This is a genomic window from Serratia sp. Z4, assembly GCF_009900725.1.
Classification (GTDB): domain Bacteria; phylum Pseudomonadota; class Gammaproteobacteria; order Enterobacterales; family Enterobacteriaceae; genus Serratia; species Serratia nematodiphila.
Window position 1 is genome coordinate 71616 of the sequence record NZ_JAAABD010000001.1, and the last position, 11837, is coordinate 83452.

At 60.2% G+C, this 11837-nt stretch carries 10 protein-coding genes; 5 read left to right on the forward strand and 5 right to left on the reverse strand.

What is annotated here, in order from left to right; translation table 11 throughout:
* Positions 1 to 22: 22 nt before the first annotated feature.
* Complete coding sequence (locus GT753_RS00375) at positions 23 to 286, reverse strand: hypothetical protein (RefSeq protein WP_015376826.1); 264 nt, start codon at positions 284 to 286, stop codon at positions 23 to 25.
* Between the two features lie 132 nt (positions 287 to 418).
* The gene (locus tag GT753_RS00380; protein WP_004940416.1) at positions 419 to 1675 is read right to left on the reverse strand and encodes a mechanosensitive ion channel family protein; all 1257 of its coding nucleotides are present in this window, start codon (positions 1673 to 1675) and stop codon (positions 419 to 421) included.
* Positions 1676 to 1921: 246 nt separating this feature from the next.
* On the opposite strand from GT753_RS00380, the gene malZ reads away from it, so the two are divergent.
* Positions 1922 to 3745 (forward strand): maltodextrin glucosidase, encoded by a 1824-nt coding sequence (gene malZ / locus GT753_RS00385; protein ID WP_160125145.1) that lies wholly within the window; start codon positions 1922 to 1924, stop codon positions 3743 to 3745.
* Between the two features lie 53 nt (positions 3746 to 3798).
* On the opposite strand, the gene ggt is transcribed toward malZ, so the two are convergent.
* The 3 genes from ggt to GT753_RS00400 form a co-directional block, all read right to left on the reverse strand.
* The gene (ggt, locus tag GT753_RS00390; protein ID WP_060558705.1) at positions 3799 to 5562 is read right to left on the reverse strand and encodes a gamma-glutamyltransferase; all 1764 of its coding nucleotides are present in this window, start codon (positions 5560 to 5562) and stop codon (positions 3799 to 3801) included.
* A gap of 234 nt (positions 5563 to 5796) precedes the next feature.
* Positions 5797 to 6399: a peroxiredoxin C gene (locus tag GT753_RS00395; protein ID WP_004940403.1), complete on the reverse strand. Its 603-nt coding sequence runs from the start codon at positions 6397 to 6399 to the stop codon at positions 5797 to 5799.
* Positions 6400 to 6628: 229 nt separating this feature from the next.
* A complete protein-coding gene (locus GT753_RS00400) occupies positions 6629 to 7210 on the reverse strand; it encodes an ACP phosphodiesterase (protein WP_015376830.1) in 582 nt (193 codons plus the stop codon).
* 120 nt (positions 7211 to 7330) lie between these two features.
* On the opposite strand from GT753_RS00400, the gene queA reads away from it, so the two are divergent.
* The 4 genes from queA (at position 7331) to secD (ending at position 11836) form a co-directional block, all read left to right on the forward strand.
* Positions 7331 to 8401 carry a tRNA preQ1(34) S-adenosylmethionine ribosyltransferase-isomerase QueA gene (queA, locus tag GT753_RS00405; RefSeq protein WP_004940394.1) on the forward strand — a complete coding sequence of 357 codons (1071 nt, stop codon included), beginning with the start codon at positions 7331 to 7333 and terminating at the stop codon, positions 8399 to 8401.
* Between the two features lie 72 nt (positions 8402 to 8473).
* The gene (gene tgt, locus GT753_RS00410; RefSeq protein ID WP_004940392.1) at positions 8474 to 9598 is read left to right on the forward strand and encodes a tRNA guanosine(34) transglycosylase Tgt; all 1125 of its coding nucleotides are present in this window, start codon (positions 8474 to 8476) and stop codon (positions 9596 to 9598) included.
* 33 nt (positions 9599 to 9631) lie between these two features.
* The gene (yajC, locus tag GT753_RS00415) at positions 9632 to 9964 is read left to right on the forward strand and encodes a preprotein translocase subunit YajC (protein WP_004940391.1); all 333 of its coding nucleotides are present in this window, start codon (positions 9632 to 9634) and stop codon (positions 9962 to 9964) included.
* Positions 9965 to 9988: 24 nt separating this feature from the next.
* Positions 9989 to 11836, forward strand: coding sequence for a protein translocase subunit SecD (secD, locus tag GT753_RS00420; protein WP_004940390.1), 1848 nt, complete (start codon positions 9989 to 9991; stop codon positions 11834 to 11836).
* Position 11837 lies beyond the last annotated feature (1 nt).

The window sequence follows — 11837 nt, forward strand, 5'->3', positions numbered from 1 at the left end:
ACCGGCTGAGGCCGGTGTTTTTTTAGGGTTTATCTTCCACTTCCTCATCCCCGGCGGCGCGCGCTTCGATGCGCATACCGCCGTCGTTCAGGCGTTCCTCCTCTTCCTCGCCGGCGCAGCGTGCCAGCACTTCGCGAATGTCCTGCAGATTGCTGCTAAGGGCGCTCAGCGAAGGTTGCAGATTGCGGGGCATGCGGCTTTCATCCAGCGATGCGCTGTGCAGGCAGCCGATAAACAGCAGCGTGGCCATCAGGGTGAACAGCCGATGACGTAACCGTTTCAGCAAGAGCTTTCCCTCTCGGTGGTGAAGGTGATGGCGCATTAACGCCGTTTTCACCGGGGAAAAGAAGGGGATGGAGATATCTGCTGGCAATTGAAAGCGAATAATTACCAGCAGACACAGTTACGTCAGCCGACGTCAGGAAGCGTTCGCGCTTTGTCGCAGCATGCCGCGCAGGTCGTTGCCGGTCGGCGTCTGATGCACGCGCAGGCCGAACTCGTCGATCACCGCCAGGATATGGTCGAAAATATCCGCCTGAATGCTTTCATACTCCGCCCAGACCGTGGTGTTGGTGAAGGCGTAGATTTCCAGCGGCAGGCCCTCCGGCGTCGGCGCCAGCTGGCGCACCATCAGCGTCATGTTCTGGTGAATACGCGGATGAGCGCGCAGGTAGGCTTCCAGATAGGCGCGCAGCGTGCCGAGGTTGGTGAGACGGCGGCCGTTGAGCGGCGAGGCCAGATCGACGGCGATCTCCTGGTTGTGCTGGCTCAGCTCCTGGGTTTTGTTATTCAGATAGCTGTGCAGCAGCGGGTTGCGCTGCAGGCGGCGCTGTTCCTCTTCCGACAGGAAGTGCACGCTGCCGGTGTCGATATTCAGGCTGCGCTTGATGCGGCGCCCGCCGGATTCCGACATCGAACGCCAGTTCTTGAATGAGTCGGAGATCAGCGCGTAGGTGGGGATGGTGGTGACGGTGTTGTCCCAGTTGCGCACTTTGACCGTGGTCAGGCCGATGTCGGTGACCGCGCCGTCGGCGCCGTATTTCGGCATTTCCAGCCAGTCGCCGATCTTGAGCATATCGTTGGCGGAGAGCTGAATGCCGGCCACCAGCCCGAGGATCGGATCCTTGAACACCAACATCAAGACCGCGGTCATGGCGCCCAGGCCGCTGAGCAGCAGCAGCGGCGATTTGCCCATCAGCAATGAGACGATCATGATGCCGATCAGGATCGCCGCCACCAGTTTCAGGCCCTGGAAAATGCCGCGCAGCGGCAGCTGATTGGAAATCGGGCTTTGGCGCAGCAGCGCCAGCAGCGTATCCAGCAGCGAGAACAGCGACAGCAGGGTAAAGGCGAGGATCCATACCTGCGCGGCGGTGACGATCACCGCCTGGGTCTGGCTGCCGCTCTGCAGCCACAGCGTCGCCTGGATGCTGATGATCACCCCTTGCAGCAGCAGCGCCACGCGCTGGAACAGTTTGTATTGGGTGATGGCCTGTTGCCAGACGCGCTGCGACTGCTGGCCACGGCGCTGAAGAGCAGCCAACACCACCCGGTGCAGCACCAGGTGGATCGCTACCGAGATCAGAACAATCAACCCCAATACCATCAACAGCGACATCACTCCGCCGAATTCCAAACCAAACTGTTCCAGCCAGCGCGTTATCTGTTGTTGCATTACCGCTCCTTAAAAAATGCGCAAAAAATATCCTGTAAACTTAAAGCGCGTTAGCCTAAGGGGTAACGTGCAGGATTTGTGCCTGTTTACCTTTTTTTACATCAAGTTAGCGCTATTTTTCGGTCTCCGCCCCCCGGCTCATCCCCGGGTTTTGCGGCCAGAGAGGAGGGGGAGTTGCACTTAACGTGGCATTGTTCGTTTCTTGAAGAACGCCGTCGATTTCGTTTGGTACAGCAGGAGAACAGTATGCTTAACGCCTGGCATCAACCGGTCCCGCCTTTTGTTGTAAAGCAAGGGCAACGTTTGGATATCACGCTGTGGTTACAAGGGGATGAACTGCCTGAACGGGTATTTTTGCGCGCCGAACCGGACAATGAAGAGTGGCTGCTGGTGATGAAAGCGCAGCGCCACGAGGGGATGCGGCGCTACCAGGCCAGCCTGACGCTGAATGAGGGCGAGCCGACGCGGCGATACTGCTTCAAGCTGCTGTGGGCCGATCGCCAACAGTGGTTCGGTCCGCAGGGCTGGTCGTCAACGCCGCCGGGCCAGCTGGCGCAGTTCGCCGTCGACGATCCTGACAATGGCCCCGAGTGGGTGGCGGATCAGCTGTTCTACCAGATTTTCCCCGATCGCTTCGCCAGCAGCGGCGGCGAGCACGGCATCCAGAGCGGCAGCTATCGCCATCATGCGGCCGGCGCCGAGGTAATTCGGCGCGACTGGCAGCACCCGTTGGAGGATCGCCACGCCGCCTCGACCTTTTACGGCGGCGATCTGGACGGCATCAGCGGCAAACTGCCGTACCTGCAGCAGCTGGGCGTGACGGCGTTGTACCTGAACCCGATTTTTACCGCGCCGAGCGTGCATAAGTACGATACCGAGGACTATTACCAGGTCGATCCGCACTTCGGCGGCAACGCGGCGCTGCAGCGTTTGCGAGTAAGCACTCACAATGTGGGCATGAAACTGGTGCTGGACGGGGTATTCAACCACACCGGCGATTCGCACCCGTGGTTTGACCGCCATCGTCAGGGCGAAAACGGCGCCTGTCACCACCCCGATTCGCCGTATCGCGGCTGGTTCAACTTCTACCCGGACGGCCGCGCGCTCGACTGGAAGGGCAACGCCAGCCTGCCGAAGCTCAACTTCGCCGAGCCGCAGGTGGCGGAAGCGATTTATCAGGGCGAAGGCAGCGTGGTGCGTCACTGGCTGCGCCCGCCGTACAGCATCGACGGCTGGCGGCTGGACGTGGTGCATATGCTGGGGGAGAACGGCGGCGCCACCGGCAATCTGCGCCACCTGGCGGGCATCTATCAGGCGGTGAAGCAGGAGAATCCGCAGGCCTATGTCTTGGGCGAGCACTTCGGCGACGCGCGCCGCTGGCTGCACGCCGGCGTGGAGGATGCGGCGATGAACTACATGGGATTCGCGCTGCCGGTGCGGGCGTTTTTAGCGGGGCTGGACGTGGCCTACCACCCGGTGCGGCTGGACGCCGCCGGGTGCGCGCAGTGGATGGACGGTTACCGCGCCGGGCTGCCGCACAGCCGCCAGCTGATCCAGTTCAATCAGCTGGACAGCCACGATACCGCGCGTTTCCTCACGCTGTTGCAGGGGAACGCGGCGCGCATGCAGATGGCGGCGGTGTGGCTGCTGAGCTGGATCGGTGTGCCTTGCCTCTATTATGGCGATGAGATTGGGTTGGACGGCGGCAACGATCCGTTCTGCCGCAAGCCGTTCCCGTGGGACGTCGGCGACTGGGATCGGCCGCTGCTGGCGCTGTTCCAGCGCATGGCGGCGCTGCGTAAACAGAGCCTGGCCTTGCGCCGCGGCGGCTGTCAGGTGCTGTACGCCAGCGGCGAAACGCTGGTGTTCGTGCGTCTGTATCAGCAGGAGCAGGTGCTGGTGGCGCTGCAGCGCGACGGCAGCGGCCAGGCGCAGCTGCCGCATAACCCGCTGTTGGCGCGTGGCCCGTGGCGGCGTGTGGAAGGGCGGGGAGAGTTGAGCGAAACGGCGGGCGGGTTGCGCCTGCAGTTGGCGGAAGAGTCGGCCACCGTATGGCGCTGCGAGGGCTAAAGGGAGTGCGGGGGCAGAAACGCCCCCGCGATTAAGGTGAGTGGGTATTTACATCAGTAACCGACCGCGGAGCCTGCCGGACGGCGCACGTCGTTGGCGCCGTACAGGTAGCCTTCACGCACTTTACCGGAAACTGCCGAATCGTTGCCGGAGTTGGCCGGGCTGACGCCCGCCGCGCCCGGTAAACCGACCAGAATCAGTTCGGCGGCGCCCCACGGCGTTTGCTCGACCATCTTATAACCCATGCCGCTCAGCAGCTTCAGCGTATCGGCGGAAACGCCGCGCTGTTCGTAGTACACCTCATCCGGCAACCATTGGTGATGGATGCGCGGCGCGTCTACCGCTTCCTGCGGCGCCATGCCGTGGTCGATCACGTTCAACGCGGTCTGCAGGGTGATGGTGATAATGCGCGAACCGCCCGGCGAGCCCAGCACCATAAAGATCTTGTTGTCCTTGGTCACCAGTGTCGGGCTCATCGACGATAGTGGGCGCTTACCGGGGGCAATGCTGTTGGCGGTGCCCTGCACCAGCCCGTACAGGTTTTTCTCGCCCACTTTCACCGTAAAGTCGTCCATCTCGTCATTGAGGAAGAAGCCGGTGCCCGGTGCGATGACGACAGCGCCGAAGCGGCCGTTGACGGTATAGGTGGTGGAGACCGCGTTGCCGTCGTGATCGACAATCGAATAGTGGGTGGTTTCCGGCTTCTCATGCGGCTCCATGCCGGGCTGCACGTTTTCCGACGGCGTGGCCTTGTCCGCGACGATTTTCTTGCGGATCTGCTCGGCGTAGCTCTTGCTCACCAGCCGGTCGATCGGGTTCTTGATGAATTCCGGGTCGCCCAGGTAGGTGTTGCGATCCATGTAGGCATGACGCATCGCTTCGGTCATGGTGTGAATGGCCGCCGCCGAGTTGAAGCCCATGCTTTTCAGATCATAGCCTTCCACCACGTTGAGGATTTCGCACAGCGTCACGCCGCCGGAGCTGGGAGGCGGCGCCGACACGAACTTGTAGCCGCGATAGCTGCAGGTGATCGGCGGCGTTTCGGTGACTTTGTAGTTGGCGAAGTCGGCCGCCGTCAAAATGCCGCCGCCCTGTTTGGCTGCCGCCTCCACCGCCTGCGGGATCTTGCCTTTATAGAAGGCGTCGGTTCCGCCTTTGGCGATGGCCTCCAGCGTGTTGGCCAGATCGGTTTGCACCAGTTTATCCCCCGGCTGCAGCGGACTGCCGTCCGGGCGCAGGAAGATTTTGGCCGATTCGGGATCCTGCTTGAAGCGTGCGATGGTGGTGTCGAGGATATCGGTGTCGGCGCGGGTCAGCACAAAACCTTCGCGCGCCAGCTTGATCGCCGGCGCCAGCACCTGTTCGCGGCTCAGCTTGCCGTACTTCTCACGCGCGGTTTCCATCCCCAGCACGGTGCCCGGCACGCCCGCCGCCAGATAGCCGTACAGGCTGGCGTCTTTTTTCACCTTGCCGTCGGCGTCCAGATACATGTTGGCGCTGGCCGCCGCCGGCGCGGTTTCGCGGAAGTTGATGAAGGTATCGGTGCCGTCCGCTAGGTGGACGGTCATAAAGCCGCCGCCGCCGATGTTGCCGCAGCAGGGGTTAACCACCGCCTGCGCATAGCCGACCGCCACGGCGGCGTCGATGGCGTTGCCGCCCATTTTCAGGATATCCACCCCGACCTGCGAGGCCAGATGCTGCGAGGTGACCACCATGCCGTTTTGGGCCTCCACCGCTGGGTTGGATGCCGCGTACAGGCTGCCGCTGACCAGCAGCGCCGCCATGGTCAGGGGTTTGCTCCATTTCTGTAAAAACATAGTTATTCCTACCCTGTCAGTTTTTTATTGTGTTGTGTTTGCTTGCCGTTACTCGCTTGCAAAGCGCGAGCCAGCGTTATTGATAGTAGCCGCAGATGGGCGTACGCGCGGTGAACAGGGTGGGAAATGTGAGCGGAAACAGGGAAATAAAGCACTGAAGGCGGGCGGGCTGCCCCAAAATGGAGCATAAAAAAACCGGCCGCGGGGGCCGGTTGATTCACTATCAGGCTGAAATTACAGCTTGGCAGCGTTTTCAGACAGGTATTTTGCCACGCCGTCTGGGGAAGCGCCCATACCTGCTTTGCCTTTTTCCCACTGAGCCGGGCACACTTCACCGTGCTCTTCGTGGAATTGCAGCGCGTCAACGGTACGGATCATTTCGTCGATGTTACGGCCGATTGGCAGGTCGTTAACCACCTGAGCACGTACGATGCCGTCTTTGTCGATCAGGAAGGAGCCGCGCAGCGCAACGCCGGCTTCCGGGTGTTCGATGCCGTAAGCTTTCTGGATTTCACGCTTAACGTCAGCAACCATTGCGTATTTCACTTCACCGATGCCGCCTTTGTCGACAGGGGTTTTACGCCATGCGTTGTGAACGAATTCTGAGTCGAAGGAAACGCCAACCACTTCAACGCCACGCTTCTGGAACTCTTCATAGCGGTGATCGAAAGCGATCAGCTCGGAAGGGCATACGAAGGTGAAGTCCATTGGCCAGAAGAACAGCACGGCTGGTTTGCCGTTCAGGTGCTTCTTCAGGTTGAAGTTTTCAACGATTTCGCCGCTACCCAGTACGGCAGCTGCAGTGAAGTCAGGGGCTTGACGAGTTACCAGGACCATAATTACTCCTGTAATAGGTGTTAAAGGGTGGATGTAAAAGCAAGGGCCAGTATAGGGGCCGTGACTTGGTGAATAAAGGGTAAAAGACCAATCGATGAGATAGCTTTCACCTATCAAAGTCGTTGATATATTTTATCGAGCTTTAAAAATAACCTTTTCCCACAAAAGGGCAAGCGGCAAAACGTAAATTCTTGCAAGGCGCAGCAATTTCAAACGCTTGGGCTTGACCTCAGAGCGTTTTTTCCTTCGCCTGCCGCATCATTTGCGGATAAAACTGCCAGAATTGTGTTTCAAGCTGATGATAATGTTGTTCGACATCGGCGAACGAGCCGGCCAGCGCTTCGAGGCGCGGGCGGCGGCTGGCCATGCCCTGCAACACTCGGGCGATGAACGGCAATTCGGCGTAGCGTTCCAGCCAGCGCTCCGGCCACAGATAGCCGTTCAGGTTCTGAAAACGCGGCGGCGTGAGCGGCAGGTAAGGTTCGATCTGGCTGCGGGCTTCCTGGGTAAACTGGTGCAGATCGCGCGAGGGCTCCAGCTGCTGCCAGTGGCGCGCCAAAAAATGGTCCCACACCACGTCGAGGGTGATCGGCGCCACGCGGCGGTAGGGGGCGCTGAAATAGTCGCGGCAGGCTTTGACCTGCGGCAGGCTATCGGTCAACACGTCGACGCGGCGGTGCATCATGATGCCGGCCACCACATCGGGCTGGTAGTCGGCGGCGGGGTTGCCGCGCACGAAGTCGGCCAGCAGGTTGCCCAGCAGCGAGCTGTCCGCCAGCATGGCCAGGTGAAGATGAGCGAGAAAATTCATCCCTCAACTATACCTGAAGTCAGGCAAATCCTCCTTATTTCTTGCCGCTGACCGCCCCCGGCTTTAGACTAGGCCGCCTGTTTTTTACCAACCAGCCCTAAATTGAAGAAGTGAATACCCATGCGCGTCGCTGATTTTTCGTTTGAACTTCCCGAATCCCTGATTGCCCATTATCCCCAGGCCGAGCGCAGCGCATGCCGCCTGCTGCAGCTGGACGGGCCGAGCGGGGCGCTGACGCATGGTGTATTCACCGATCTGCTGGACAAGCTGGAGGCCGGCGATCTGCTGGTGTTCAACAATACCCGCGTGATCCCGGCGCGGATGTTCGGCCGCAAGGTCAGCGGCGGCAAGATTGAAGTGCTGGTGGAGCGCGTGCTGGACGACCATCGCGTGCTGGCGCACGTGCGCGCGTCGAAAGCGCCGAAGCCGGGCGCCGAGCTGCTGCTGGGGGATGACGAGAGCATCGCCGCCACCATGGTGGCGCGCCATGAGACGCTGTTCGAGCTGCGTTTCAACGACGAGCGTGACGTATTCACCATTCTCAACGCGGCCGGCCATATGCCGCTGCCGCCGTATATCGCTCGCCCGGATGAAGACGCCGACCGCGAGCTGTATCAGACGGTTTATAGCGAGAAGCCGGGCGCGGTCGCCGCGCCGACCGCCGGCCTGCACTTCGACGAACCGCTGCTGGCGGCGCTGCGCGCCAAGGGCGTGGAAATGGCGTTCGTGACGCTGCACGTCGGTGCCGGCACCTTCCAGCCGGTGCGCGTGGAAACTATCGAAGATCACGTGATGCACGCCGAATACGCCGAAGTGCCGCAGGAGGTCGTGGATGCGGTGCTGGCCTGCAAAGCGCGCGGCAAGCGCGTGGTGGCGGTGGGCACCACCTCGGTGCGTTCGCTGGAAAGCGCCGCGGCGGCCAGCAAAGAGGCGCTGATTGCGCCGTTCTTCGGCGACACCAGCATCTTTATCTATCCGGGCTATCACTACCAGGTGATCGACGCGCTGGTGACCAACTTCCACCTGCCGGAATCTACCCTGATCATGCTGGTGTCGGCCTTCGCCGGCTATAAAAATACCATGAACGCCTATCAGCAGGCGGTAGCCGAGCAGTATCGCTTTTTCAGCTACGGCGATGCGATGTTCATCAGCCGTAATCCGCAGGCGGAAAACGAATCCGTCGGCGGCTAAATTCCCGGGCTGCGCGCACGGCGCGGCCCCGTTTCAACGACATCAGACTGTTTCTCTGATGCTGGAGGCTTTGTGAAGTACGAACTACAAACTACCGATGGCCGCGCTCGCCGCGGCCGCCTGATTTTCGACCGCGGCGTGGTGGAAACCCCGGCCTTTATGCCGGTCGGTACCTACGGTACGGTCAAGGGCATGACGCCGGAAGAAGTGAAAGAGACCGGCGCGCAGATCCTGCTGGGCAACACCTTCCACCTGTGGCTGCGCCCGGGCCAGGAGATCATGAAACTGCACGGCGATCTGCACGACTTCATGCAGTGGCCAGGTCCGATCCTCACCGACTCCGGCGGTTTCCAGGTGTTCAGCCTGGGGGCGATGCGCAAGATCAAAGAGGAAGGCGTGTACTTCCGCAACCCGATCAACGGCGACAAGGTGTTCCTGAGCCCGGAAAAATCGATGGAGATCCAGTATGACCTGGGCTCCGACATCGTGATGATCTTCGACGAATGCACGCCATACCCGGCCGACTGGGACTACGCCAAGCGTTCGATGGAAATGTCGCTGCGCTGGGCGGAGCGCAGCCGCAAGCGTTTCGACGAACTGGAAAATAAAAATGCGCTGTTCGGCATCATTCAGGGCGGCGTTTACGAAGATTTACGTGATGTTTCCGTCAAAGGGCTGGTGGATATCGGCTTTGACGGGTACGCTGTGGGCGGCTTGGCTGTAGGCGAGCCGAAAGAGGATATGCATCGCATTCTTGAACACGTTTGCCCGCAAATTCCGGAAGATAAGCCACGCTATTTGATGGGCGTCGGCAAGCCGGAAGATTTGGTGGAAGGCGTGCGCCGCGGCATCGACATGTTCGATTGCGTCATGCCGACCCGCAACGCCCGCAACGGCCATTTGTTCGTGACTGACGGTGTGGTAAAAATCCGTAATGCCAAGCACAAGGATGATACTTCTCCGCTGGATAAGGACTGTGATTGCTACACTTGTCGCCATTACAGCCGCGCCTACTTGCACCATCTCGACCGTTGCAACGAAATATTGGGTGCTCGACTGAACACGATTCATAACCTGCGTCACTACCAGCGCCTGATGGCGGGTTTACGCCAGGCTATCGAAGAGGGTAAATTAGAGCAGTTTGTTGCGGATTTCTATGGTCGGATCGGCAAGCCGATTCCGCCTTTAAACGCTTGATCTAATAATTGATAACTTAATGAGGGAATTTCAATGAGCTTTTTCATTTCTGACGCCGTCGCATCCGCAGGGGCTCCGGCTCAGGGAAGCCCGTACTCTCTGATCATTATGCTGGTGGTGTTCGGCCTGATCTTCTACTTCATGATCCTGCGCCCACAGCAGAAACGCGCGAAAGATCACAAGAAGCTGATGGACTCCATCGGTAAAGGCGACGAAGTGCTGACCACCGGCGGCCTGATCGGTCGCGTGACCAAAGTGGCCGACACCGGCATCATCGCCATCGCGCTGAACGACACCACGGAAGTGATGATCAAGCGTGACTTCGTGGCGGCCGTTCTGCCGAAAGGTACCATGAAGGCCCTGTAATCTTTTTTCCCGAAGGGAATTGCCGTGCTAAACCGTTATCCTTTGTGGAAGTATCTGATGTTGATCGTCGTGATCCTCGTCGGTCTGCTTTATGCGCTTCCCAACATCTACGGTGAGGATCCGGCCGTACAAATCACTGGCGCGCGCGGCGTCGCCGCCAGTGAAACTACGCTGGACCAGGTCCGTACCGTATTAGAAAAAGACAACATCGCGAGCAAGTCGATTGCGCTGGAAAATGGCGCCATCCTGGCTCGCTTTAAAGATCCTGACGTTCAGCTGCGCGCCCGCGAAGCGCTGGTGACCGAGCTGGGTGACAAATTCGTCGTGGCGCTGAACCTGGCGCCGGCCACGCCGACCTGGCTGGCCATGCTGGGCGCAGAGCCGATGAAACTCGGCCTGGACCTGCGCGGCGGCGTGCACTTCCTGATGGAAGTGGACATGGACACCGCGTTGAGCAAGCTGCAGGAACAGACCATGGATACCCTGCGCAGCGAGTTGCGTGAGAAGGGCATTCCTTACGCGTCTATCCGCAAGCTGGACAACAACGGCGTGGAAGTTCGCTTCCGCGACGATGCGGCCCGTGACCAGGCCATCAGCTACATCGGCCCGCGTCAGCGCGATCTGGTGCTGTCCGCCAACGGCGCCAACACCATGAAAGCCAACCTGACGGACGCCCGTCTGAGCGAAGCGCGCGAATACGCCGTACAGCAGAACATCACTATCCTGCGTAACCGCGTCAACCAGCTCGGCGTCGCCGAACCGCTGGTGCAGCGCCAGGGCGCCGACCGCATCGTGGTTGAGCTGCCGGGCATTCAGGACACCGCGCGCGCCAAAGAAATTCTGGGCGCCACCGCGACCCTGGAGTTCCGTCTGGTGAACACCAATGCGGACGCCACTGCGGCGGCCAACGGCCGCGTGCCGGGCGACTCCGAGGTGAAATACACCCGTGACGGCCAGCCGATCGTGCTGTACAAGCGCGTGATCCTGACCGGTGACCACATCACCGACTCCACCTCGAGCACCGACGAATACAACCAGCCGCAGGTTAACATCTCGCTGGACAGCGCCGGCGGCACGTCGATGTCCAACTTCACCAAGGATAACATCGGCAAGCCGATGGCGACCCTGTTCGTGGAGTATAAGGACAGCGGCAAGAAAGACGCCAACGGCCGTGCGGTGCTGGTGAAACAGGAAGAAGTGATCAACGTGGCGAACATTCAGTCGCGTCTGGGCAACAGCTTCCGCATCACCGGCATCGGCAACCCGAACGAAGCGCGTCAGCTTTCGCTGCTGCTGCGTGCGGGTGCGCTGATCGCGCCGATTCAGATCGTTGAAGAGCGCACCATCGGTCCAACCCTGGGTCAGCAGAACATCACTCAAGGTCTGGAAGCCTGTCTGTGGGGCCTGGTGGCGTCCATCGTCTTCATGGTGGTCTGGTACCGTAAGTTCGGCGTGATCGCCACCACGGCGCTGGTCGCCAACCTGGTGCTGATCGTCGGCGTGATGTCCCTATTACCGGGAGCGACGCTGACCATGCCGGGTATTGCCGGGATCGTGTTGACGCTGGCGGTGGCGGTTGACGCCAACGTACTGATTAACGAACGTATCAAGGAGGAGCTGAAGAACGGCCGGTCCGTTCAGCAGGCGATCCATGAGGGCTATAAAGGCGCGTTCTCCAGTATCGTCGACGCCAACATCACCACCCTGATCACCGCGGTCATCCTGTACGCAGTGGGCACCGGTTCGATCAAAGGCTTTGCGATCACCACCGCTATCGGTGTGGCGACGTCCATGTTCACCGCGATTGTCGGTACCCGTGCCATCGTCAACCTGCTTTACGGCGGCAAACGCATTAACAAGCTGTCTATCTGAG